This is a genomic window from Spongiimicrobium sp. 3-5 (genome assembly GCF_046557915.1).
GTDB lineage: Bacteria > Bacteroidota > Bacteroidia > Flavobacteriales > Flavobacteriaceae > JBHEBG01.
The window spans coordinates 109,458-134,985 of the sequence record NZ_JBHEBG010000004.1 but is presented as its reverse complement, the minus strand read 5'-3'; the positions used below and the strand labels follow the sequence as shown (position 1 = coordinate 134,985).

Below are 25,528 nucleotides of genomic sequence, written 5' to 3'. Positions count from 1 at the left end.
GATGGTTACCTTTGTATTTCCATAAAAGTGATATCGTTAAAATGAAGGAAACATCCGTTCGGATAAACAAATACCTTAGCGAAGTTGGTTATTGCTCTAGAAGGGCGGCGGACAAACTTATAGATCAGGGAAGGGTTACCATCAACGGCCTTGTACCCGAAATGGGTACAAAGATTACCCCTAAAGATGAGGTAAGGGTAGATGGTGAGCTTATCGCCGAACCAAAGGAAAAACCGGTTTATTTGGCCTTTAATAAACCCGTAGGTATTGTTTGTACCACAGATACGGGGGTAGAAAAGGACAATATAATAGACTACATAAACTATCCGAAACGTATTTTTCCTATCGGTCGCTTGGACAAACCCAGCGAGGGACTCATTTTTCTAACCAATGATGGAGATATAGTGAACAAGATTTTGAGAGCAAGAAACCATCATGAAAAAGAATACTTGGTTACGGTCAATAAGCTAATTACCGGTTCTTTCATCAAAAGAATGGCGAACGGGGTACCTATATTGGATACGGTTACCAGAAAGTGCAAGGTGGAGCAAATCAGTAAGTTCCAGTTCAAAATTATATTAACCCAAGGCCTCAACCGCCAAATTCGTAGGATGTGCGAATATTTGGATTACAGGGTGGTAAAACTTAAACGGGTAAGGATAATGAACATAAACTTAGATGTTTCGGTAGGTAAATGGAGGTACATCACCGATGCAGAATTAGAGGAGATCCATCGTCTTGTGGCTCCTTCCTCCAAAACCCATGACGGTTAAAAGACCCGGTTACGCTTGGGCGATATTTAATAACAAAACTGATTTTCGTCATACATATATCATTAAAAATCATTATCTTAGAGTATATTTTCTTTTCCAAAACAAAGACTTTTTAATATTTAAGGCATGAATAAAATTGTTGTGAAATTTTTAAAAAAATCTTCTATTGCGGCCATTGCAATGTTGCTGCTCGTAGGAGTGCCAGATTCCCTAATGGCGGCTACCTTCTTCCAAGTGGAAAGTAAGCAAACGGTAGATTTTAATCAATATAGGGGTAAGATAATGGACAGTCAAACGAAGAAACCATTGGTTTTTGCTTCGTTGGCCCTAGAAGATTCCAACATTTCCACGGTTACCAATACCGAAGGACAATTTCTTCTAAAAATACCCAAGACAATCACCTCTGGTAACATTTTAGTTTCGTTTCTGGGTTATAAGACCAAACTGGTGCCTTTGGCGCAAATGAAAGAGAATAAGAACCGTATTCTATTGGACGTGTCCATCACCGAGTTGGCGGAAGTAAATTTGAGCGTTCCAAAAAATGCGGAAAAACTGGTGCGGGAAACGCTGGCAAAGAAAGGGGAGAATTATTTTAACGACCCCACCTTAATGACGGCCTTTTATAGGGAGACCATTAAGAAAAGAAGACGGAACGTATCCCTTTCAGAAGCCGTTGTAAACATTTACAAAACACCTTATACCTCTGTTAAAAAGGATGCGGTGAAATTGTATAAGGCAAGAAAAAGTACGGATTACAGCAAATTGGATACCATTGCGTTAAAATTACAGGGAGGCCCTTTCAATGCATTGTTTGTTGACTTAATGAAATACCCCGAATATATTTTCACTGACGCATCGATTTCGGAATATACATTCAGCTTTGATCGCTCTACGCGAATAAACGACAGGTTAATATATGTAGTCAACTTTACGCAGCATGCCTATATAGATGATCCGTTGTATACCGGAAAATTGTACATAGACGCGGAAAATAAAATTTTGACAAGCGCAATTTATTCGCTCAACATAACCAATAAAGATAAGGCAAGTAAGATGTTTGTCCGTAGAAAGCCAAGAAATGCCAAGGTATATCCAACAGAAGTTGCCTACCGGGTAGATTATAGAGAAAAAAATGGTAGATGGTACTACGGATATAGTAATGTGTTGTTAGAATTTAAAGTAAACTGGAATAAAAAACTGTTTAATTCCGTGTACAGCATGACCTGTGAAATGGCCGTAACCGATTGGGAAAAAAATCTCACTGAGGAAGCACCAAAATATAAGGACAGAATCAAATCTTCCATTATTCTTAGTGACACTGCCATTGGCTTTTCGGATCCCGATTTCTGGGGAGAATACAATATTATAGAACCCGAGAAGTCCATAGAATCGGCCATCAAAAAAATACAGCGCCAACTAAAAAGGGTTAATGCCAAAGGAGGTACTTCGGCTCCCTAAATGAGGGCCAATAATATTTTAAAGAAAATCGGCTTTTAGGCCGATTTTTTTTATGTTCATAACAGAAGACCCAAACCCAACATTCAAATGCATTTATGAACAATTGTTTATAACCATAGTTCATATTATGTTGATTTTTAATCCTTTATAAAATTTGCAAATGATTAAAAAAAAGCTACTTTTATTTCGTGGTCAAGAGGAAATATCAGCAATGGTCAGGACCTTAAGATTACTATAAAGTTGACGTTCTTTATATTGTTGTAGTGTTTTGGAAGACCAGGAATGTATTTATACAGGAAAGGTTTAAAAGAGCAAGCATAAGGTTAAAACGCCTAGCGATTTAAAGCTTATGTAGACGCTTACGGATTGATGACAGAACCTCGGTTCTGTGGTAAAAAGGTAAGATGTTTAAACAACGAGAAGAGGCATAGAGTAGTTGCTTGGTTTAACAATTAGGGACGAAAAATGTTTTAAACGTTGAAAGAGCGACGCAAATGCAATCAATGGTTGCGGTTTTGTAGAAATATGGAGCAATCCATAAGGATACAGGACAAAAAGTTTGTAAGCTATTTCTAAAAAGCCATATCAGTGTACTTTGTACCATGATATGGCTTTTGTCTTTTAGCCCCAAAACACAAAGGCCAAAAACCATGGAACAAGGCCAAAACAAACACTTCACCACCTAATGTTCTTTCTGAAATTTTTGACATAGTGCCACTTCTTTCGCAGCTATAAAGTTGTATATTTGCTGCTCTTAAAGAAAATCACTAGTTCACATGCCTAAAATAATTTATACAAAAACCGATGAGGCTCCTGCCTTGGCGACTCAATCTTTCCTACCAATTGTTAAAGCATTTACAAAAACTTCCGGAATCGATATTGAAACCAAGGACATTTCATTGGCTGGAAGAATCATTTCTGCCTTCCCCGATTTTTTGGAAGAAGAACAGAAAATAACAGATGATCTAGCCATTTTAGGGCAACTTGCCAAGACACCGGAGGCCAATATTATCAAATTACCCAACATAAGTGCCTCTATCCCGCAACTAAAGGAGGCGTTGAGTGAATTACAGGGAAAAGGGTATGATCTTCCTGATTATCCGGATGAACCTAAAAGTGATATAGAAAAAGAGATTAAATCTAGATACGATAAAATTAAAGGGAGTGCCGTAAATCCGGTATTGCGTGAAGGAAATTCGGATAGAAGAGCTCCAAAACCTATAAAGAACTACGCTAAAAAGAACCCTCATACCATGGGCCCTTGGAGTCCAGATTCCAAAACGCATGTGGCTACCATGGAGCAAGGGGATTTTAAGTCGAACGAAAAATCACTTACCGTAAGCAATGCAACCGATGTTCGGATTGAACTACAGCAAAACGACGGAACCATAAATACCCTAAAAGCGAAGGTTTCGCTTTTGGCAGGCGAAATCATTGATGCCACGGTAATGAGTAAAAAGGCCCTTTTGGCCTTCTTACAGGAAGAGGTTGCCGATGCAAAGGCCAAAGGTGTTCTATTTTCCTTGCACATGAAGGCAACAATGATGAAAGTATCCGATCCTATCATCTTTGGGCACGCATTGGAAGTATATTTTGCCGATGTATTCCAAAAACATGATGCCGTTTTTGAAACCCTTGGAATAAGTGCCAACGATGGGTTGGAAAATATGCTTCACAAATTGCAAGAACTCCCCAAAGACAAACAAGAAGAAATTGAAAAAGATATTGAGGCCGCCATTGCAAACGGTCCCGATCTTGCAATGGTTAATTCCGATAAAGGAATCACCAACCTTCATGTACCCAGCGATATCATAATAGATGCCTCTATGCCCGCAATGATCCGTAATTCTGGTCAGATGTGGAATTCCGAGGGCAAATCCCAAGATACAAAAGCTGTTATCCCAGATAGTAGTTATGCAGGCATATATGAGGCCACCATTGACTTCTGCAAAAAGAACGGTGCCTTTGACCCAAGAACAATGGGTACAGTCCCCAATGTGGGTCTAATGGCCCAAAAGGCTGAAGAATATGGCTCGCACGACAAAACTTTCGAAATTGAGAGCGACGGAAAGGTAAATGTTGTGGATAACAATACAGGCGATATACTAATATCGCATGACGTGGCGCAAGGAGATATCTGGAGAATGTGCCAGGTAAAAGATGCTCCAATACAAGATTGGGTAAAACTTGCCATTTCCAGAGCTAGGGCTTCCAATACACCCGCCGTGTTTTGGTTGGATGAGAACAGGGCCCATGACGCCGAACTGATAAAAAAGGTAAATGCCTATTTACCACAAAATGATACCTCAGGCCTGGATATCAGAACATTATCTCCGGCAGAGGCTACATTATTTACCTTGGAGCGCTTAAAGGACGGAAAAGATACCATTTCCGTATCTGGTAATGTGTTACGCGATTATCTTACAGATTTGTTCCCCATCCTTGAGGTTGGCACAAGCGCAAAAATGCTTTCCATTGTTCCGTTAATGAACGGTGGTGGTCTTTTTGAGACCGGGGCCGGAGGTTCTGCGCCAAAACATGTTGAACAATTTTTGGAAGAAGGGCATCTACGTTGGGATTCGTTAGGGGAGTTTATGGCCTTAGGGGTCTCTTTGGAACACTACAGCGAAAAAAATAACAACCAAAAAGCCATGGTTTTGGCAGACGCCTTGGATATGGCAACGGAGAAATTTCTGGATAACGATAAATCCCCATCACGAAAAGTTTACGAACTGGATAGCCGTGGTAGTCATTTTTATTTATCCCTATACTGGGCACAAGCCTTGGCCGAACAGGACAAGGATCAACAGCTTAAATCTGTTTTTGGGGAAATAGCCACCGCCATGACCCAAAACGAATCTAAAATTGTTGAAGAGCTTAATAACGCTCAAGGCTCACCACAAGATATTGGGGGTTACTATAAACCCGATGATGAAAAGCGTGCCGAAGCCATGAGGCCAAGCAAGACGCTCAATGCCATTTTGGAGCGACTATAACACATACAATCAAAAACTATTACCTTTAATTGCAGCAACCGATCCCTCAAAGTTTGGTTGCTGTTTTTTCATTACGAAATTGTTAAGCCCAAAAACATGTGCTTACCTTCGGTATTTTTTATAGACAAACCCGCGAAACCTTATGCTATTTCGTCACAGAATTTGATACTGCCATTTCCTACCAAACTAAAAACACGCTAGCATCATCATATTCATAATGGGCAATCAGAATGGGGTTTAAATAACAATAAATAGAATCGACCTTTTGTAACCTCACACTTTCTGTCTACATTTAAAAAAAAAATGCTTTGATGATAAAATCTGGTAAACCAGTACTGCTCATTTTTCTTTTCTTTTCCCTAACCCTTTTTTCGCAGCAAAAGTATACACTTAGTGGAACAATCACCGAAGCTTCCAGTAATGAAACGCTTATTGGTGTTACTATAGCAATTCCTGAATTGCGAACTGGCGTTACCACCAACGAATATGGGTTTTATTCCATTACATTGCCTGCCGGAGAATACAACCTCCAAATAAGTTACATAGGTTTTCAAACCATCACGCAAAAGATATCACTAACCAAAAACGAAAGATATAATCTCTCCCTATTTCCTAAAGCCGAACAGTTAGAGGAAGTTGTAGTTACGGAGGATGCCGAAAAAGTAAACATTAAAGCCCCGCAAATGAGTGTGGTTACCCTGGGTACAAGTACAATTAAGAAAATTCCTGTTGTCCTAGGCGAGGCAGATGTTATCAAATCCATATTACTGTTACCCGGGGTAACCAATGCAGGGGAAGCTGCTTCGGGCTTTAATGTCCGAGGCGGTGCAGCCGATCAGAACCTCATTCTTTTGGACGAGGCTACCATTTTCAATTCATCGCACCTCTTTGGTCTATTCTCTGTCTTTAACCCAGATGCTATTAAGGACGTTAAACTCTTTAAGGGAGGAATACCCTCTCGGTATGGTGGCCGATTGTCATCGGTCTTGGAAATATTTCAGAAAGAAGGAAATAGTAAAACATTTAAAATGAACGGTGGTATTGGTGCAGTAGCAAGTAGGCTCTTGGCCGAAGGGCCCATCGTAAAAGATAAATCGGCCTTCTTAATTGGAGGAAGGGCATCATATGCACATTTGTTCCTCCCTCTTTTTAATGTAAACAATAAGGCTTATTTCTATGATCTAAACACTAAATTAAACTATAAAATAAATGATAGGAACAACGTCTTTCTGTCTGCTTATTTTGGGCGTGACCTGTTTAGTATCAACGATAGTTTTGTGAACACTTATGGTAATGCGGTGGTTAATTTTAGATGGAACCACCTTTTCTCCGACAAATTATTTTCCAACTTATCCTTAATATATTCTGACTATTTCTATGGATTGGAGTTAGATTTTGTAGGTTTTGAATGGGATTCGGGTATTCTAAATTTAAATGCAAAATATGATCTAAAACATTATATAAACGATAAGCTACAGATTAACTATGGATTAAACAATATCTATTACGAGTTTAATCCCGGAAAAATAGTTCCGAGCAATGAAGACTCCGGTATTGTAGAAGACCAGTTGACCAAAAAATTTGCCAACGAATTTGCTGCATACATAGATGTACAACAAAAAATAACGGAAAAGCTTAACCTAGGTCTGGGATTGCGATTTAGTCATTTTATTCGTCTTGGCCAGGACGAATTAAATGTATATGAAAATGATAATCCGGTTATCTTCGACCCTTTTCTTTTGATTTATGAAGAGGCCACTCCCTTAGAAACCATAGATCCGGGCCGAGGGGGAAAACTCGCTTCTTTCTCCAATCTAGAACCAAGGGTTACGGTAGCTTATGAAATAAACCCAAATACTTCAGTAAAGGCCAGCTATACCAGATTGGCCCAGTATCTTCACCTGTTATCCAATACAAGTTCTCCTACCCCCTTGGATGTTTGGGCCCCTAGTGGTCCCTTTATTAAACCCCAACTATTGGATCAATATGCACTGGGTTACTTTAGGAATTTTAAACAGGGCGCATACTCCCTGGAAACCGAGGTTTTTTATAAGGATATTGAAAACAGAATAGATTATATAGACGGTGCCAACCTTATTGCCAATAACGCCATAGAGCAGGTTATTTTAAATGGAGAGGCCCGGGCCTATGGTTGGGAAGTACTGCTCCGAAAAAATGAAGGTAAATTTAAGGGATGGTTGGCATACACTTTATCAAAATCCGAACAACGAACACCCGGAAGAATCCCTGTGATAGACGATGGTAGGTCTAATAGGGAAACTGGGATAAATCTTGGACAATGGTACAACACCCCATATGATAAAACCCACGATGTTTCCGTTTTCGCCAGTTACGAACTCAATAAAAAATGGAGTTTCAACTCCAATTTCGTTTTCCAGACCGGTCAGCCTACCAACTTTCCCATAGGACAATTTGAATTTCAAGGGTTAACGGTGCCGTTCTTTGGACAAAGAAATATAGAGCGCCTACCTAACTATCATAGAATAGATCTATCTGCAACCCTGGTCCCCAAAAAAAATATTGGTCGAAAATGGCAATCAGAATGGGTATTCAGCGTATATAACTTGTACAACAGGCGCAATGCGGCCTCAATCAATTTTAGACGAAATCAGGACACTGGCGTAAATGAAGCTGTAAGGACCTCCATTTTTGGTATAGTTCCTGCTGTCACTTATAATTTTAAGTTTTAAGAACATGAAAAAAATACTATTTCTCGTATTTATCATTCTAATTTTTACACGATGTGAAGATGTGGTGGAAATAGACGTACCCGAGGAAGAGCCAAGATTGATTGTAGATGCGCTGATTAGGGTAGATGAAAGTTTGCCTATTGTTAATGCAGTGATAAAAGTTTCCCTTACCAGTCCTTTTTTTGGTACAATTCCACCAGCCAACCTTAGGCAAATTTCCATAACAAACTTGGCCCTACCCACTACACCTAACCCAAACTTTATCATTCTAGAGGAGAATGAACCCGGTACGGGTATTTATGAAGTGCTGACTACCATAGACTTTTTTCAAGATGGAGAACTTCTTTTGCAGATAGACTACGAGGATCAAATATTTTTGGCAAGTACAAGGTATGTAAAAACGGTTCCGATAGATAATTTGGAACAAGGCAATGGAACTTTGTTCGAAGATGATGAAACCGAAATTATTATCACCTATACCGATGATGGCAGTCGGGAAGATTTTTATATTTTCGATTTTGATTTCGATGAATTTTTGGTGACGGAAGACACTTTCTTTCAAGGTCAGCAATTTCAGTTCTCCTATTTCTATGATCAGGACCTGCAACCTGGACAAGAAGTGGAAATCAGCATTCTTGGAGCAGATTTATCATTTTACAATTACATGAATCAGCTTATAGAACAAAGTGGTGATGATTTTAACCCTTTTGCAACCCCTGTAGCAACCGTAAGGGGCAATATCTCCAACTTTACCGATCTGGACAATATCGAATTCTTTGACAATGTTGATCTTCCCAACAACTTTGCGCTAGGTTATTTTGCTGTAGTTCAAGAATTTAAACAGACCATTACTATTGAAGAAAGGTAATATTCCACACTCGTAGACCAAATCATCAGCCACTTATTGCCTGAATGATCAAAATTATGATCAACGCGGTAATTCCCTGCAAAAAGGTTGCTGTTGTAAAACTCCTAAGTGCCGTCTTTACATTCATTTTTGAAAATTGGGTTACCACCCAAAAATAACTATCGTTTATGTGGGAGACCGTCATTGCACCGGCTCCTATGGCCAATACCGTAAGAGTTTTACCCATTGCAGAGTCTAGCCCCAAAGAGACGAGTAGAGGCGCCATAATGGCTGCCGTTGTAATGATAGATACCGTTGATGATCCTTGTGCGGTTTTAAGTATGGCGGCAATGCCAAACGCAACTAAAATTCCGCCCTGTACCATCTGGGCATCCAAGTTTATTAAACCGGCAATATCTGCTTGCCGCAATACATTACCGAAAGCACCGCCGGCACCGGTAATCAAGATAATAGATCCGGCATCCTTAAGAGCCGTTATCACCCATTTGGATCGCTCGTCCAAAGAAGCTTTTCTCCCTATATTAAATGCCAGCAAAGCTCCTATTAGCAAGGAAATTGTAGGGTCGCCCACAAAGTTTAAAATGCTATAGATGGTACCTTCACCAAAAGGATGGGTAGGATAATTAACAATAGATTTAAGAGCAATAAAGGTAATGGGAATCACAAGGGGTAAAAAAGCGGATATGGTAGTTACCTTATAGCCTGGTGTTTTTGGTGGTGGTGTTTCCTTACCCGGTAACTCATCAAAATCATCCTCTTCAATATGATGCGCTATGGACTTTCCTGCGAACCGTGCCCACAAATATCCTACAAGCGACACCGGGATGGCGACTAACATTCCAAAGAGAAATACCAACCCCAAATCTGCCTCCAAAACAGCAGCAGCTGCCAGAGGTCCGGGTGTTGGGGGAATAAAAACATGGGCGGTATACAGTCCGGTGGCCAAAGAAACCGCAAAAAGAAGCACAGGTAAACCCGTTTTCTTGCTCAGTGCCTTGTTTAGGGAAGAAAGAATTATGAAGCCCGAATCGCAAAATACAGGTATGGAGATTACAAAGCCGGTAATATTCATGGCCAAGGGCGAGCGCTTAAGGCCAATCCATTTTAATACGGAATCGGCTATAACTTTTGTGCCTCCTGTCCTTTCCAAAAATGCTCCGATAACCGTTCCAAAAGCTATAATCAAACCAATTGCCGAAAGCGTTTTACCAAAACCTTCCGTAATGGCACCTACTATAATACCAGATTCTTTTCCTAAAAGGCCGCCCGTAATCAATGCTGCAATGACCAAAGAAAATACAGGATGTACCTTAAACTTTACCGTTGCAATGATTATAAACAGAATTACGAAAAACAGAATCAGGAAAATTTCCATAGTACAAATTGAGTTGGCGGTGATTTTGGTTAAAACTCAAAACAGAGCATTCTGGTCTATGTTGCAGATTAACCAATACGATTTGCATAAATATATGCCATTATTCCTATTTTTGGAATTTGCACCCACAAATTCTAGACTCTATATCCTAAGGGTTCCAAAAAATAGTCAATAGCTCATGAAAACAGACAAAGTCTTATTGGTAAAAGGACTAAAATTTATCGCCTATACGGTAGCACTTATGTTTACGGCCCCATTTGCGCTATACCAAGCCTTCAAAAATCAGGGGCATCCATTGTATATCCCTGTACTTATTCTAGGGTTGATATTGGCCATAGCCGCCATGGGAATGGGGTTTTATAGTATTAAAATTCTGATGGACGCCATTTTCGGAAAAAAGAACAAGAACCGCAAAGCTTCGCAATAAACATCCATCCAAAATCCTTACGCATTATATTGCCCGCATCAGCGCAAGGTATTATCTTTGCAAGCTTATTGATGTTAAGATACATATGATAAAAATTACACTACCCGACGGAACAATAAAGGAGTACGCTGCTGGAAGCACACCTATGGATGTGGCCCAAAGTATTAGTGAAGGTTTGGCAAGAAACGTTATTTCGGCCATGTTCAATGACACAGTTGTTGAGACCGTTACCCCATTGACCCAAGACGGGAGTTTAGTTTTATATACTTGGAATAACGAAGAAGGAAAAAAAGCATTTTGGCATTCTACATCACATATCGTTGCCCAGGCATTAGAGAATTTGTATCCTGGAATAAAACTAACTATTGGTCCGGCTATTGAAAACGGTTTCTACTATGATGTGGATTTTGGGGAACATGCCGTTTCCGAAAAGGATTTTCCGGAAATAGAGAAAAGAGCCCTGGAAATAGCCCGTGGAAAGCATAGTTATAAAATGCGCGCCGTGTCCAAGGCCGATGCACTGGAATTCTATAAAGAGCAAGGCAATGAATACAAAATTGAGCTCATAGAGAACCTAGAGGATGGTACTATTACCTTCTGCGATCATGATACCTTTACCGATTTGTGTAGAGGTGGTCACATACCCAATACGGGAATTGTGAAGGCCATTAAAATATTGAGTGTTGCCGGGGCGTATTGGCGAGGCGATGAAAAAAATAAACAACTTACCCGTATCTATGGTATTTCCTTTCCTAAACAAAAAGAACTTACAGAATATCTTGCACTGTTAGAAGAGGCAAAAAAAAGAGACCACAGAAAGCTGGGCAAGGAACTGGGGCTTTTCACATTCTCCCAAAAAGTAGGTCTGGGACTTCCATTATGGCTCCCTAAGGGCGCTGCTTTAAGGGATCGGTTAGAGCAGTTTCTGAAAAAAGCGCAGAAAAAAGCTGGCTACGAAATGGTGGTAACACCTCATATCGGGCAAAAGGAATTGTACGTTACCTCTGGTCATTATGAAAAATATGGGGAAGATAGTTTTCAACCTATAAAAACCCCTAAGGCAGAAGAGGAATTTTTACTTAAACCGATGAACTGTCCGCATCATTGCGAAATATTCAACGCTCGGCCTTTTAGCTATAGAGAGCTACCCAAGCGCTATGCAGAATTCGGTACGGTATATCGCTATGAACAAAGTGGTGAGTTACACGGTCTAACAAGGGTAAGAGGGTTCACACAAGACGATGCCCATATTTTTTGTACCCCGGATCAACTAGATCAGGAATTTAAAAATGTAATAGACCTTTCGTTGTATGTTTTAAACTCATTGGGGTTCGAAAACTTTACCGCACAAGTCTCTATCCGCGATTTGGATAAGCCCGAAAAATACCTCGGGTCGGTAGAAAACTGGGAAAAAGCAGAAAATGCCATTATAAATGCAGCTACGGAGAAAGGGCTCGATTATAAAATTGAAACGGGTGAAGCTGCATTTTATGGGCCAAAGCTAGATTTTATGGTGAAAGATGCCTTGGGAAGAAACTGGCAATTGGGTACCATTCAGGTAGATTATAACTTGCCCGAACGCTTTGATCTCACTTATAAAGGTAGTGATAATGAGCTACATAGACCCATAATGATACATAGGGCGCCATTTGGAAGTATGGAGCGTTTTATCGCCCTTTTATTGGAACATACCGGTGGAAATTTCCCTTTATGGCTCATACCAGAGCAAGCTATCTTATTACCAATCAGCGAGAAGTATGAAAAATATGCTGAAAAAGTTTTAAATTCACTGGAAAATGACGAAATTCGCGCCCTCGTTGACAAGAGAAACGAGACCGTAGGGAAGAAAATACGTGAAGCTGAAATGAACAAGTTACCCTATATGCTGATCGTTGGTGAGAATGAGGAAAAAAACGGTACAATTTCGGTCCGAAAACACGGTGGTGAGGATTTGGGTTCCATATCAGTAAAAGATTTTGCCGAGTTGGTATCTAAAGAAATAAATAGTACCTTAAAGTCGTTTTAAAAAATAATTTTAATTAAAAAAATTAAGCCATAGCAATAAGAAGAAGATTTAGGCCCCAACCTAGAAGGGAAAATAAAAACCCGCACAATATCAATGCAAAAATTACATCTCCCAATGTTAGATTGGTAGGTGATAATGTAGAAGTGGGTGTATATTCCTTACAGGATGCAATAGCAAAATCTGATGAATTAGGACTTGACTTGGTTGAAATATCACCAAAGGCAGATCCACCCGTTTGCAAAATTATTGATTACAAAAAATTCCTTTACGAACAAAAGAAGCGAGAAAAAGCCATGAAGGCCAAAGCCTCTAAAGTAGTCGTTAAGGAAATTAGGTTTGGTCCCCAGACGGATGACCACGATTATGAGTTTAAAAAGAAACATGCAGAGAAGTTCTTAAAAGATGGGGCCAAATTAAAAGCCTATGTTTTCTTTAAAGGACGTTCTATAGTATACAAAGATCAAGGAGAAATATTATTGCTGAGGCTTGCCCAGGAATTGGAAGAATATGGAAAGGTAGAACAAATGCCCAAGCTTGAAGGCAAGCGAATGACCATGTTCATTGCTCCCAAAACAAAAAAGTAAATAAGCGAGATAAACCATAAACTAGGAAGAAAATGCCTAAGATGAAAACAAAATCCAGTGCCAAAAAGCGTTTTAAGCTTACCGGTACCGGTAAAATCAAAAGAAAGCACGCTTTTAAGAGCCACATTCTTACGAAGAAATCTAAGAAGCGTAAGCTAAAGTTAACACACGATACCTTGGTACACCAAGCTGATGTTAACAGTATTAAAGAACAATTACGTTTAAAGTAATTGTTTACAGGTAATTATTAACCATGGAGTTAGGCCTTTAAAGAACCATTAATTTGGACGCCTACTACAAAAAAAATTAAAATTATGCCAAGATCAGTAAATTCAGTTGCTTCTAGAGCCCGAAGAAAAAAGGTGATGAAGCAAGCCAAAGGTTACTTTGGAAGACGTAAAAACGTTTGGACAGTAGCCAAAAATGCGGTTGAAAAAGCAATGACATATGCTTATAGAGACCGTAGAAACAAAAAAAGAAGTTTTCGTGCCCTATGGATTACGCGTATAAACGCTGGTGCCAGATTACACGGAATGTCCTATTCCCAGTTTATGGGGAGGGTAAAAGCCAATAACATAGAGCTTAACCGAAAGGTTTTAGCAGATTTGGCCATGAACCACCCAGAGGCTTTTAAGGCCATTGTGGACAAAGTAAAATAATAATAGATTTATCTCGCCTAAAAATCCTGCCTCAAAAAGGCGGGATTTTTTTATGCCCTTTTAATAGCGGAAATGGAAAGACTTACACTCTTCCCCTTCAGCATTAAGTCACCAATTATTTTATGTGTAAAACTTGGGGAAAGGCTTAGTTTTTGAAGAAGTTGCTGGGATACTAGCAACTTTTCATTGTAAACGTTGCACTGATCCTGTATGCGGGCAGCCGTATTTATAACATCTCCATGGTAAGCCAACTCTTTTTTTATGCTACCCACTTCAACCACAATTAATTTTCCGCCATGAACCCCTGCCTTAAATTCTGGAACGGTATCGTATTTTTTTAGATAATACCCACTTCTTTTCTGTATTCTATCCTGAAAAGCAAAGAACAGTGCTATGCAATTATTGTTTTTTATGGCTTTCTTAAAATCCCAACTTACTACAGCTTCGTCCCCTACATATTGATATACCTCAGCAAAATGCCGGTTCAGAGTACTATTAAGGTCCAAAAAACAGTCTTGTATCAATTGGCTATATTTAAAATGACCCAAAGTTTCAGCAATGGTCGTGGAAGATCTCAGATCTAAAAACATAAATACCTTATCTTCTTCCCTAGGCTTTCTATACCGTCCAATCAATAATTTAAAGAAAACACCTTTGCCAAATTTTTCATTTACAATTTTTAGAAATGAAAACACCAAAGAGAATATTCCAAAATAAAGTACTGTTAACCAAAAGACCTTATTGGTACGCCACCATCCCTTTTCATTGGGTAAATCTAGGTCCATACGCACCTCGGCCACATCCATAATCATGGTTAAAGATGCAATGAGTACTATTAAATAAATGATGGTTCTAATAATTATGGAAAGCCCCAAATAAAGTTTTTTTATGAGGTACTTATCGAATAGGAATTCTATGAGAGCATAGAAGAAACCTATAAAAATGCCCAGGAAGACCCCAAAATCTAACCATTGGGTAATGGAAACATCAAAATCCCGATCGAGGATAAGCCCCTGTTCCTGATTTATAGCATAATATCTAATTAGAATAAAAAAACAGAAGACGAAAGACCAAAATACGATGGCCGCGAATAGTAATCTAAGAAACTCTTTTAAGTTTTCTTTCAAGGTATTGTAGGTTTAGATTGGTTCAAAACAAAGTTACAGCAATATTTTTGTAGTCTTTGTTAATGTCCAAAACAGCTGATTACCAAACTTCTGCCCGAAGCGTTATTTCTGTGCTCACAAAGATAAATACCTTGCCATGTCCCCAAGTTTAGTCTTCCTTGGGTTACTGGTACCTGAACTGAGGAACCCATTAAGGAGGCCTTTATATGGGCCGGCATATCATCTGGACCCTCATAGGTATGTATGTAATACGGTGCATCTTCCGGCACCATAACGTTTATGTGACTTTCAAAATCTGTTCGTACCGTTGGGTCTGCATTCTCATTAATGGTAAGGCTGGCAGAGGTGTGCTTTATAAATACAGTTAACATCCCAGTAGACACTTGTTTTATCTGTGGCATTGCCTTAAGTACGGTATCCGTAATTAAATGAAACCCCCTCACAAAAGAGGGTAGTCGCACTTCTTCTTGAAAAAAAATCATTATGTTCCCTTTTTACCTATAGATTTCACTAAAATAATACAAAGTTTACCCACCAACCCTATAAAATCAACCTATATAAAATACCTTTGCCATCTTAAAACCGACGTAGATGGATTTATCAAATATAAAAATGGTGGTTACCGATATGGATGGTACGCTTCTAAATTCTAGCCATGAAGTAAGTCCGCTCTTTTTTGAGCTTTTTGAAGAATTAAGAAAAAGGGACATTCTTTTTGTTGCAGCAAGCGGAAGGCAACACAGCAGTATTGTAAACAAATTGCACCCCATTAAGGACGATATTGTGGTAATCGCTGAGAACGGTGGTTTTATGATGCAGCGAGAACAGGAATTATTGGCTACACCCTTGGATCGCGATACCTTATCCAAACTACTGAAGATCGTATCACAAATTGAGGGCGCTTACCCCGTATTTTGTGGTAAGAACGATGCCTTTCTAAAAGGTGATTCCGAGCATTTTATAGAAATGTTGAAACAGTACTACAGCGAATTTACCTTGGTGGAGGATCTTATGGATTACCACGGGGAAATTCTGAAAATTGCAGTCTATCATTTTATAAATTCTGAGCAACACATTTATCCTGCTGTGATGCATCTAGAGGATGAACTTAAAGTAAAGGTATCTGGTGAGAACTGGGTAGATCTTTCACATAAAAATGCCAATAAAGGCTTTGCGGTTAAAAAACTACAAGAAGAAAACAATATACATCCTAATGAAACCCTAGTATTTGGTGATTACAACAACGATTTGGAAATGTTGGGCAGGGCACATTTTAGCTTTGCCATGGCCAATGCCCACCCAAATGTATTGAAGGCTGCCAACTATAGAACATTAAGTAATGATGAGTTTGGTGTAGAAAAGGTATTGGAACAACTGTTGTCCCATAAATCTTAAGTCTTCTGTTTCTTTTTACGCGCTGCCGGAAACAATACGTTATTCAAAATAAGGCGATATCCGGGCGAGGTGGGATGCAATTCCAATTCCGTCTTTGGATCCCCTACCCTATGCTGGTAATCTTCCGGATCGTGGCCCCCGTAAAAAGTAAAAAAACCTTTTCCTTTTATCCCATGAATGTAGCGGGCCTCACCGTTTATCCTATTTTCGCCTAGCACCATAACCGTTGGCTTTATTTGCTCTCTTGTAAAAGAGGTTGTCTGTCCCATAAAGCCTTTTACGAGCGCCGTGTGGTTTTGACAAAGCATAGTAGGTACAGGATCCCACTTTGCGGAAAAATCCATTAGGGAAAAATAGTCGGATTCCTTGGGTACGTTTCTACGTTTGTTGGTCATGTCGATAGAAGAAAATTCGTATCGTGACGGGTTACGTTCCAAAATAAAATTGGTAAAGGCAAATGTTTTGTCATAATCCAATCTCGACTGGTAGTTGGGGTCCGAGGCGTCGCCATCGAACATTGGTTCGCAAATATCTACTCCATCGGCAGCAAGGGCAATATCAAAACTATCGGTTGCAGAACACATAGCGAACATAAACCCACCTCCAATGACGTAGTTACGTATTTTTTGGGCAACCGCCCCTTTTTCCTCTGAAACTTTGGAGAACCCCAATTTGGAGGCCAAGGCCTCTGCTTGCTGTTTCCCCTCCAAATACCAAGGTGCCGCTCTATAGGCACCATAGAATTTGCCATACTGTCCGGTAAAATCTTCGTGGTGTAAATGTAACCAATCGTACAACGCCAATTTATTGTCCAATACTTCTTCATCGTAAACCGTTACATACGGAATTTCAGCATAAGAAAGTACCATGGTAACTGCATCATCCCAAGGCTGGTTTCCTTTAGGGGAATAAACGGCTATTTTAGGGGCTTTCTCCAGTACAACAGCTTCCTGATTTTTAGAAGGACTGCTAATGGTTTCTAAAATCTTTTGGGCCTCACTATCCGACAAAATTTCAAAAGATACCCCTCTTATTTGGCATTCTTTCCTAATGTTATCGCCATCGGGCAATAAAAAAGAACCTCCTCTATAGTTAAGTAACCACTGTACTTTCTGCTGTTTGGTCAGTACCCAATACGTTATTCCGTAAGCCTTAAGATGGTTTATCTGACTTTCGTCATCCATGGGAATAAGGATACTAGATGCATACATATTGTATGCACTAACAAAGAGAAAAAGAAAAGTTAGGCTAAACTTGCAAAAGCCACAAGTCCTTGTAGCACGGCTTAATTTTTTTATATAGTTAAAAAGGTACGTCATTATTATCATTGGGGTCTAGGCCTTCGTTCATAGAACTTCCAAAAGCTTGTCCCGGATCGGGAAGGTTTTTGGTTATGAACGGATTCTCCTCATCGGCATTCATCTTTGACTGAAACTCAAATGGAGAATCAAAGTCATCTAAATTATCGAATTTACCTAGTTGTCCAATGAACTTTAACCTAATATTATCTAAACCGCCATTTCTATGCTTGGCGACAATAAACTCTGCTTGCCCTTGTGTGGGAGTACGTTCCTCATCGTCCCACTCGTCAATCTTATAGTATTCTGGTCTATAAATAAAGGATACGATATCTGCATCTTGCTCAATGGCTCCGGATTCCCTTAAATCCGATAGTATGGGTCTTTTGCTACCACCACGGGTCTCCACGGCCCTAGATAATTGGGATAGTGCTATGACGGGGACATTCAGTTCCTTAGCCAGTGCTTTTAAATTTCTCGAAATTGTAGAAATCTCCTGCTCGCGATTTCCGCCTTTTTGGCTACCACCGGCGGTCATCAACTGCAAATAATCTATAACTACCAATCGTATACCGTGTTGGGAGGCCAACCTTCTTGCCTTTGCCCTAAGGTCAAAAATAGATAAGGACGGGGTATCATCTATAAATAAGGGAGCTTTTTCCAACGCTTTTACCTTAACGTTTAACTGCTCCCATTCATGTTTTTCCAATCTTCCCGTTCTCAACTTTTCCGATGACAATCCTGTTTCAGAAGAGATAAGTCGGGTAATTAATTGCACAGAGGACATTTCCAGGGAAAAGAAAGCTACAGGAATATCGGAGTTTACCGCCATATTCCTTGCCATGGAAAGGGTAAGCGCCGTTTTTCCCATACCAGGACGGGCAGCAATTATCACCAAATCACTGGGTTGCCATCCGGAAGTTAATTTATCTACCTTATCAAAACCAGATGGTATGCCACTTAAACCTTCTTTATTTGCAATTTCCTCAATACGCTTCTTTGCCTGTATTACCAGATTTTGGGCCGTCTCTGCGGAGCGCTTCAGGTTACCTTGTGTTACATCATATAATTTAGATTCGGCATTGTCCAATAAATCAAAAACATCTGTACCATCATCATAGGCATCCTCTATAATTTCGTTGGAAATTTTAATCAAACTTCGCTGTATGTATTTTTGAAGAATTATACGAGCATGAAACTCAATATGTGCGGATGAGGCCACTTTTTGGGTAAGTTTTATCAAGTAAAAATCCCCGCCTACGGCCTCTAACCGCCCGTCTTGCTTTAATTGGGAAGAAACGGTTAATAAATCCACTGGTTCGGAGGTTTCGAAGAGTTTAAAGATGGCTTCGTAGATATGGCGATGGGCATCTTTATAAAATACATCTGGATGTAGGATATCTATTACTTCATCCACTCCTTTTTTATCTATCATCATAGCGCCCAACACAACTTCCTCTAAATCAACAGATTGAGGGGGTATTTTACCCCGTTCCAAGCTAATTAAAGTGGATTTGTCTATTTTACGACCAACAATTGGGCTAGATTTTTCCATGGGTGCTAAAGTATGCAATTAACCTTAAGTTAACATGTATGGCAATACTTACGATATCAACCGGTGGTTAACAATTTACTTGTTGATAAGTTACGAAATTGTGTTCATAACCAAAAAAATCCGGTAAGTTGATTTCCCGGATTTTTTTAAAGTTGTGAAAAACACGGACTACCCGTTAAATACACCCATATTGGCATACTTATCCATCCGTGATTTTACTAAATCTTTTGGTGATAACTTTTTTAGTTCTTCGTATCGGGTAGAAATTTTGTTCTTTACAATTTCAAAAGTCTTATCTCTATTGGAGTGGGCACCTCCTACAGGTTCCCTAACAATTTCATCGATAAGTTTTAATTTTTTCATGTCCGTGGCGGTAAGCTTCAATGCATCGGCTGCCTGTTCCTTGTACTCCCAGCTTCTCCATAAAATTGAAGAGCAAGACTCGGGGGATATAACCGAGTACCACGTATTTTCCAACATAAGTACCTTATCTCCTACCCCAATACCCAGAGCGCCACCAGACGCACCTTCACCTATAATAACCACAATGATGGGTACTTTTAAGCGGGTCATCTCAAGAATGTTTCTGGCAATTGCCTCTCCCTGACCACGTTCCTCGGCTTCAATTCCCGGGTATGCTCCCGGGGTGTCTATTAAACAGACTACCGGTAACCCAAACTTCTCAGCAGATTTCATTAAACGCAATGCCTTTCTGTACCCTTCCGGATTGGCCATACCAAAATTACGGTACTGCCTGGTTTTAGTATTATACCCTTTTTGTTGACCAACGAACATATAACTTTGATCACCAATTTTACCCAAACCGCCAATCATGGCTTTATCGTCCTTTACGTTTCTATCGCCGTGTAATTCTAAAAAAGTGTCCCCACAAATTGCATTTATATAATCTAATGTATATGGCCTATTTGGGTGTCTAGAGAGTTGCACCCTTTGCCATGCAGTAAGGTTTTTGTAAATGTCCTTTCGGGTCTCTTGCAGCTTTTTTTCTATTTGTTTACAGGTCTCGGTAACATCAACATCGCTCTCTTCGCCAATTACCATGCATTTATCAAGCTGTTCTTCCAGTTCTTTTATTGGAAGTTCGAAATCCAAATATTCCATGAATGTTCAGGTTTAGTTTATATCAACGGACAAATATAAATCTTTTAAACGAACCCTAATAGTCCCGTTATTTTTTAATTCGCCTTCTATTTTTTAAAACTCCATTTGCCAATACCGTAGCTAAAATGATTAGTGCCCCTAAATAAAACAAGGCATTCATACGCTCCGTATCGCCAAAAAGCAACAGTGCCAATACAATTCCGTAAATGGGTTCCAAGCTTGTGGTAAGCATTACCGTGTACGGACTTATATATCGCATCACTTTTACCGAAACTATAAAGGCATAAGCCGTGCAAATGGAACCCAACAAGAATAGGAAAAACCAATCGTTGTATGAAAGTTGAAAAAAACCTGGGGTAAACCCATTTAAGAATCCCAAATACAAGGTTATGAGCAGTACACCTGTTCCCATCTCATAAAATGAGATTAAAGAGGGCCTTTCCGATTTTATCAATTTACCATTAATCAGCGAAAAAATAGAGGCCAACAGAGCAGATACGGCTCCTAAAACTATCCCTTCAAGATATTGGGCTTCTACATTGAAAATGATATAAAGGCCCAATACCACCAAAAAACCAAAAACAATTTCGTACCAAATAATCTTTCTGGTATACCAAAGTGGTTCTAAAAGTGCCGTAAAAAAAGGGCCCGAAGATACTGCCGCCAAGGCAATGGAAACATTGGAAACTTTTATAGACCTAAAAAAAGTAATCCAATGCAAAGCAAGGACCACCCCTGCAATGAGCAACATAAGAAGTGTTTTCGGTGGCACCTTAATTTTGTACTTTTTAACTACCATAAAAACAGCAATAATTATTAGTGCTATCAGCATTCTATACCATACTAGTGGAAGTGCCTCTATGGTAATGAGCTTTCCCAAGATGGCTGTAAAGCCCCAAATAAATACAATGAAGTGAAGATGTAAATAACTCTTTAACCTAGCGTTTGGCATGTTGTAGTAGGTAAAGCCCCAAAAGACCAAATGCCAAATTGGGAATGAGGATGGCCATTAGGGGTGGAAAGCCAGATTGTTCTGCCAGTGTGCCAAAAACTTTATCGAAAAAAATATAGATAAATGCAACCCCAATACCAAAGGCAAGGTTAATGCCCATTCCACCTCGGCGTTTTACCGAAGAAACTGCCACGGCTATTATGGTGAGGATAAAAGCCGTAACCGGGAGTGCCCAACGCTTATACTTCACCATAATATATGTATTGATATTGGATGCTCCTTTTCTTTTTTGGGTTTCGATAAAGGAATTAAGTTCTACCAGGTTTTTAGTTTCCGCAATGTAGGATACCGGTGTTAGGTCTTCAATCTTAAAGGTAAAAATAGTATCTAACCTTCTTTTTGTTTCCACCACTTCGGACTTTTCGCCGATAGAACGTTTTACGTAAGAAGTAAGTCGGTATATCGTATCATTTGGAAGCCATCTAATATTGGCAGCAGATATCTTATAATCCAAGGTATTCTCTTCGTTAAAATGTTCAAAAGTAAAGTTATAACCTATCTGCCGAGCCGGATCAAAACTACTAACATAGATAAAATCGTTCTCGTTCAACTGGTTAAAAATATTACTGGTAACCCTGTCTTGTTTACCTTTTTTGAGGTACTTGTATTTAAATTCATTAAATCCTTTGCTGGCATTGGGAACAATGAACATCCCCATAAAAAACATGATTACCGCAATAATAGAGGCTCCTATTAAATAGGGGCGTAAAAATCTTCCGTAAGAAACCCCAGAACTTAATATTGCCACAATTTCGGTATTGTTGGCCAACTTTGAGGTAAAGAAAATTACGGAAAGGAACAAAAAAATAGGAAACAGCAGGCTGCCGATGTAAATGGTAAAATTAAGGTAGTAGAACAGAATTTCATTCAGCGGTGCCTCATTATCTATCATTTTTCCTATCTGCTCTGCCAAATTGGCCATAATGCCAATAGGTATAAAGAGCAGAAGCATCACTGTAAAAGTGGCCAAATAGCGTTTTAGTATGTATTTGTCTAGAATGGTCAAGATTACAGCCTTTTATCCATTTGTTTTACCATGGTATCTTTCCATGCACGGAAATCCCCTGCTAAAATATGCTTTCTTGCCTCGCGAACCAACCACATGTAGAACCCAAGGTTATGGATCGTAGCAATTTGTTTGCCCAAATATTCGTTTGCAGCAAAGAGATGCCTTAAATATGCCTTGGTATATTCCCGGTCTACAAAGGTCGTTCCCATATCGTCCAAAGGCGAAAAATCATCTTCCCATTTCTTGTTTTTGATATTGATAGTACCATGGGCAGTAAACAACATACCGTTTCTGGCGTTTCTTGTGGGCATTACACAATCGAACATATCTATACCCAATGCTATATTTTCCAATATATTTATAGGTGTTCCAACACCCATTAAATATCGAGGCTTGTCTTCCGGAAGTATATCGCAGACCACTTCTGTCATTGCATACATTTCCTCCGCCGGTTCACCCACAGAGAGTCCCCCAATGGCATTTCCTTCTGCACCAGCATTTGCAATGTATTCTGCCGATTGCTTACGAAGATCGGTATAGGTAGAACCCTGTACAATAGGGAAAAAGGCCTGAGAATAACCGTACTTATAAGGTACCTTTTCCAGATGGGAAATGCATCGATCTAACCATCTATGGGTCATATGCATAGACCGCTTCGCATAATTATAATCGCATGGGTAGGGCGTGCATTCGTCAAAAGCCATTATAATATCGGCACCTATAACACGCTGAATTTCCATGACATTCTCTGGTGTAAACACATGGTAAGACCCGTCTATGTGCGATTTAAACCGTACACCCTCTTCCTTGATTTTTCTGTTGTCCGACAAAGAGTATACCTGATACCCCCCACTGTCCGTAAGAATATTGCGATCCCAACCCATAAATTTATGAAGTCCGCCCGCTTGTTCCAAAATATGTGTTTTGGGCCTAAGGAACAGGTGATACGTGTTTCCCAGAATAATATCGGGGTCTATTTCTTCCCTAAGTTCCCGTTGATGCACTCCTTTGACGGAAGCTACTGTACCGACCGGCATAAAAATGGGCGTTTCTATGGTTCCGTGATCCGTTACAACCTCCGCTGCACGTGCTTTACTTTTAGGGTCTGTATGCTGTAAGGTGAATTTCAAATAATATTATTAAAGCAGCAAATATAGCAACTCATCCGCATTACTTCCTTAACAAAAAAATAAAGTTCGTAAAACTTTGGGTCCGTTAATAAAATGTAATAACTCAGCTTGTATAGCCAAAAGTTTGCAACTACTTTTGGGGACAATTAAATAAAGACGAAACATGCAAGAATTACAAGATCTGGTTGTACAGACCCGCAGGGACATTCTGCGAATGGTGCATAAGGTAAATTCTGGACACCCCGGTGGATCTCTAGGTTGTACCGAATTTTTTATTGCGCTGTATCACAAAATCATGAACCTTAAGGATGGGTTTGATATGGATGGAAAGGATGAAGACCTCTTTTTTCTCTCCAATGGGCATATTTCCCCAATTTTCTATAGCACCTTGGCACGAAAAGGATATTTTCCCGTAGAGGAAATGAACACCTTTAGATTGATAGATTCTCGTCTTCAAGGACATCCCACAACACATGAGGGCCTACCGGGTGTCCGTACTTCTTCCGGATCTTTGGGACAAGGCATGTCCGTTGCCATTGGAGCGGCTTTAGCCAAAAAATTGAATAACGACCCACATTTAATCTATAGTCTTCATGGTGACGGTGAACTCCAAGAAGGTCAGAACTGGGAAGCTATCATGTATGCTGCCGGCTACAAGGTAGACAATCTTATTTCTACCATAGATTTGAACGGCCAACAGATCGACGGTTCTACAGATACCGTTTTACCCATGGGAGATCTCAAAGCAAAATTTGAAGCCTTTGGATGGGATGTACTGGAAATAAAAGCCGGTAACGACCTAGATGCCATTATAAAGGGAATGACGGAAGCCAAATCTAGAACGGGCAAGGGCAAACCAGTATGTGTATTATTACATACCGTAATGGGCCATGGTGTAGATTTTATGATGTATACCCATGCCTGGCATGGAAAAGCTCCTAATGACGAACAGTTAGCAGTGGCGTTGGAACAAAATCCGGAAACTTTAGGGGACTATTAATCAAGAGAAGACATGAAAAAATATACAGACTCGGGTAAAAACGATACAAGAAGTGGTTTTGGTGCCGGACTGGCAGAATTGGGAAGATCAAATCCTAATGTGGTAGCCCTATGTGCCGATTTAATAGGTTCCCTGAAAATGGAAAAGTTTATCGAGGAAAACCCTGAGCGATTCTTCCAAATAGGAATTGCTGAGGCCAATATGATGGGCATTGCCTCTGGCCTAACCATTGGTGGAAAAATACCTTTTACGGGTACTTTTGCCAACTTTTCTACCGGAAGGGTCTATGATCAGATTAGACAGTCCATAGCATACTCTGGTAAAAATGTAAAAATTTGTGCTTCGCACGCCGGACTTACCTTAGGGGAAGATGGGGCAACGCATCAAATTTTGGAAGATATCGGTTTAATGAAAATGTTACCGGGAATGACCGTAATTAACCCCTGTGATTATAACCAGACCAAAGCTGCAACCATTGCCATTGCAGATCATGAAGGCCCTGTTTATCTAAGATTTGGAAGACCCAAAGTGGCCAACTTTACTGCCGCCGATCAGAAATTTGAAATTGGGAAAGCTATCTTGTTAAACGAAGGTACGGATGTAACAATCGTAGCCACTGGTCATTTGGTATGGGAAGCTCTAATTGCTGCGGAAACTTTGGAAGGTCAGGGAATCTCGGCCGAAGTCATTAATATCCATACCATAAAACCTTTGGATGAAGAGGCGGTGTTAAAATCTGTTAAAAAAACCGGCTGTATCGTTACCGCAGAGGAACATAATTATCTTGGAGGTTTAGGCGAAAGTATAGCCAGAACCCTTGCGGTACAGCTTCCTACGCCACAAGAATTTGTTGCTACCCAAGATACTTTTGGAGAAAGTGGCACACCAGAGCAGTTGATGGACAAATACGGATTAAACAATAAAGCCATAACCAAGGCCGTTTTGAAAGTGTTGACAAGAAAGTAAGTGATACCGTTATTTGGTATTCACTTACCAAAAAACA

Annotated in this window: 22 protein-coding genes; 13 read left to right on the top strand and 9 right to left on the bottom strand. The window is 39.8% G+C overall.

Translation table 11 applies throughout. The annotated features are described in order from the left end of the window. Window positions 1–41 precede the first annotated feature (41 nt). The 5 genes from rluF (at window position 42) to ACEQ81_RS14895 (ending at window position 8,806) form a co-directional block, all read left to right on the top strand. A complete protein-coding gene (gene rluF, locus ACEQ81_RS14915; protein WP_411031712.1) occupies window positions 42–773 on the top strand; it encodes a 23S rRNA pseudouridine(2604) synthase RluF in 732 nt (243 codons plus the stop codon). Window positions 774–899: 126 nt separating this feature from the next. Continuing rightward, window positions 900–2,231: a carboxypeptidase-like regulatory domain-containing protein gene (locus ACEQ81_RS14910; protein ID WP_411031711.1), complete on the top strand. Its 1,332-nt coding sequence runs from the start codon at window positions 900–902 to the stop codon at window positions 2,229–2,231. A gap of 776 nt (window positions 2,232–3,007) precedes the next feature. After that, on the top strand, window positions 3,008–5,227 hold the full coding sequence (locus ACEQ81_RS14905; RefSeq protein ID WP_411031710.1) for an NADP-dependent isocitrate dehydrogenase: 2,220 nt from the start codon (window positions 3,008–3,010) through the stop codon (window positions 5,225–5,227). Between the two features lie 311 nt (window positions 5,228–5,538). After that, window positions 5,539–7,938 carry a TonB-dependent receptor gene (locus ACEQ81_RS14900; RefSeq protein WP_411031709.1) on the top strand — a complete coding sequence of 800 codons (2,400 nt, stop codon included), beginning with the start codon at window positions 5,539–5,541 and terminating at the stop codon, window positions 7,936–7,938. A 4-nt stretch (window positions 7,939–7,942) separates the two neighbouring features. Then, on the top strand, window positions 7,943–8,806 hold the full coding sequence (locus ACEQ81_RS14895) for a hypothetical protein (protein ID WP_411031708.1): 864 nt from the start codon (window positions 7,943–7,945) through the stop codon (window positions 8,804–8,806). A 25-nt stretch (window positions 8,807–8,831) separates the two neighbouring features. Here ACEQ81_RS14895 and ACEQ81_RS14890 read toward each other — a convergent pair whose 3' ends face one another. Then, complete coding sequence (locus tag ACEQ81_RS14890) at window positions 8,832–10,181, bottom strand: GntP family permease (RefSeq protein ID WP_411031707.1); 1,350 nt, start codon at window positions 10,179–10,181, stop codon at window positions 8,832–8,834. A 178-nt stretch (window positions 10,182–10,359) separates the two neighbouring features. Between ACEQ81_RS14890 and ACEQ81_RS14885 the strand changes: the two genes are divergently transcribed. The 5 genes from ACEQ81_RS14885 (at window position 10,360) to rplT (ending at window position 13,877) form a co-directional block, all read left to right on the top strand. Then, window positions 10,360–10,608 (top strand): DUF6095 family protein, encoded by a 249-nt coding sequence (locus ACEQ81_RS14885; RefSeq protein WP_411031706.1) that lies wholly within the window; start codon window positions 10,360–10,362, stop codon window positions 10,606–10,608. An 85-nt stretch (window positions 10,609–10,693) separates the two neighbouring features. After that, the gene (thrS, locus tag ACEQ81_RS14880) at window positions 10,694–12,634 is read left to right on the top strand and encodes a threonine--tRNA ligase (protein WP_411031705.1); all 1,941 of its coding nucleotides are present in this window, start codon (window positions 10,694–10,696) and stop codon (window positions 12,632–12,634) included. 29 nt (window positions 12,635–12,663) lie between these two features. After that, a complete protein-coding gene (infC, locus tag ACEQ81_RS14875; protein ID WP_411032028.1) occupies window positions 12,664–13,218 on the top strand; it encodes a translation initiation factor IF-3 in 555 nt (184 codons plus the stop codon). Window positions 13,219–13,250: 32 nt separating this feature from the next. Then, window positions 13,251–13,448 carry a 50S ribosomal protein L35 gene (gene rpmI, locus ACEQ81_RS14870; protein WP_411031704.1) on the top strand — a complete coding sequence of 66 codons (198 nt, stop codon included), beginning with the start codon at window positions 13,251–13,253 and terminating at the stop codon, window positions 13,446–13,448. An 84-nt stretch (window positions 13,449–13,532) separates the two neighbouring features. Then, window positions 13,533–13,877 (top strand): 50S ribosomal protein L20, encoded by a 345-nt coding sequence (rplT, locus tag ACEQ81_RS14865; protein ID WP_411031703.1) that lies wholly within the window; start codon window positions 13,533–13,535, stop codon window positions 13,875–13,877. A gap of 50 nt (window positions 13,878–13,927) precedes the next feature. On the opposite strand, the gene ACEQ81_RS14860 is transcribed toward rplT, so the two are convergent. Together ACEQ81_RS14860 and ACEQ81_RS14855 are read right to left on the bottom strand one after the other, a co-directional pair. After that, entirely contained in the window at window positions 13,928–15,004 is a 1,077-nt protein-coding gene (locus ACEQ81_RS14860) for an adenylate/guanylate cyclase domain-containing protein (RefSeq protein ID WP_411031702.1), read from the bottom strand. Between the two features lie 59 nt (window positions 15,005–15,063). Beyond that, window positions 15,064–15,486, bottom strand: coding sequence for a secondary thiamine-phosphate synthase enzyme YjbQ (locus tag ACEQ81_RS14855; RefSeq protein ID WP_411031701.1), 423 nt, complete (start codon window positions 15,484–15,486; stop codon window positions 15,064–15,066). A gap of 109 nt (window positions 15,487–15,595) precedes the next feature. Between ACEQ81_RS14855 and ACEQ81_RS14850 the strand changes: the two genes are divergently transcribed. Continuing rightward, window positions 15,596–16,399, top strand: a complete 804-nt coding sequence (locus ACEQ81_RS14850) for an HAD family hydrolase (RefSeq protein ID WP_411031700.1) — start codon at window positions 15,596–15,598, stop codon at window positions 16,397–16,399. Here the strand turns inward: ACEQ81_RS14850 and ACEQ81_RS14845 are convergent. The 6 genes from ACEQ81_RS14845 to tgt all read right to left on the bottom strand — a co-directional run bounded on the left by ACEQ81_RS14845 (window position 16,396) and on the right by tgt (window position 23,525). Continuing rightward, window positions 16,396–17,610, bottom strand: coding sequence for an asparagine synthetase B (locus ACEQ81_RS14845; protein WP_411031699.1), 1,215 nt, complete (start codon window positions 17,608–17,610; stop codon window positions 16,396–16,398). The two genes, ACEQ81_RS14850 and ACEQ81_RS14845, sit on opposite strands and share 4 nt — an antisense overlap. Before the next feature lie 91 nt (window positions 17,611–17,701). Then, window positions 17,702–19,252 (bottom strand): replicative DNA helicase, encoded by a 1,551-nt coding sequence (dnaB, locus tag ACEQ81_RS14840; protein WP_411031698.1) that lies wholly within the window; start codon window positions 19,250–19,252, stop codon window positions 17,702–17,704. Window positions 19,253–19,420: 168 nt separating this feature from the next. Beyond that, entirely contained in the window at window positions 19,421–20,374 is a 954-nt protein-coding gene (locus ACEQ81_RS14835) for an acetyl-CoA carboxylase carboxyltransferase subunit alpha (RefSeq protein ID WP_411031697.1), read from the bottom strand. A gap of 67 nt (window positions 20,375–20,441) precedes the next feature. Further along, window positions 20,442–21,326: a DMT family transporter gene (locus ACEQ81_RS14830; RefSeq protein ID WP_411031696.1), complete on the bottom strand. Its 885-nt coding sequence runs from the start codon at window positions 21,324–21,326 to the stop codon at window positions 20,442–20,444. Then, window positions 21,313–22,392, bottom strand: a complete 1,080-nt coding sequence (locus tag ACEQ81_RS14825; protein WP_411031695.1) for an LptF/LptG family permease — start codon at window positions 22,390–22,392, stop codon at window positions 21,313–21,315. The genes ACEQ81_RS14830 and ACEQ81_RS14825 overlap by 14 nt, the downstream gene beginning before the upstream one ends. 2 nt (window positions 22,393–22,394) lie before the next feature. Next, complete coding sequence (gene tgt, locus ACEQ81_RS14820) at window positions 22,395–23,525, bottom strand: tRNA guanosine(34) transglycosylase Tgt (protein ID WP_411031694.1); 1,131 nt, start codon at window positions 23,523–23,525, stop codon at window positions 22,395–22,397. Between the two features lie 163 nt (window positions 23,526–23,688). Between tgt and ACEQ81_RS14815 the strand changes: the two genes are divergently transcribed. Together ACEQ81_RS14815 and ACEQ81_RS14810 are read left to right on the top strand one after the other, a co-directional pair. Beyond that, a complete protein-coding gene (locus tag ACEQ81_RS14815; protein ID WP_411031693.1) occupies window positions 23,689–24,525 on the top strand; it encodes a transketolase in 837 nt (278 codons plus the stop codon). A gap of 12 nt (window positions 24,526–24,537) precedes the next feature. Continuing rightward, window positions 24,538–25,491 (top strand): transketolase family protein, encoded by a 954-nt coding sequence (locus tag ACEQ81_RS14810; RefSeq protein ID WP_411031692.1) that lies wholly within the window; start codon window positions 24,538–24,540, stop codon window positions 25,489–25,491. The last annotated feature ends 37 nt before the right edge of the window (window positions 25,492–25,528 follow it).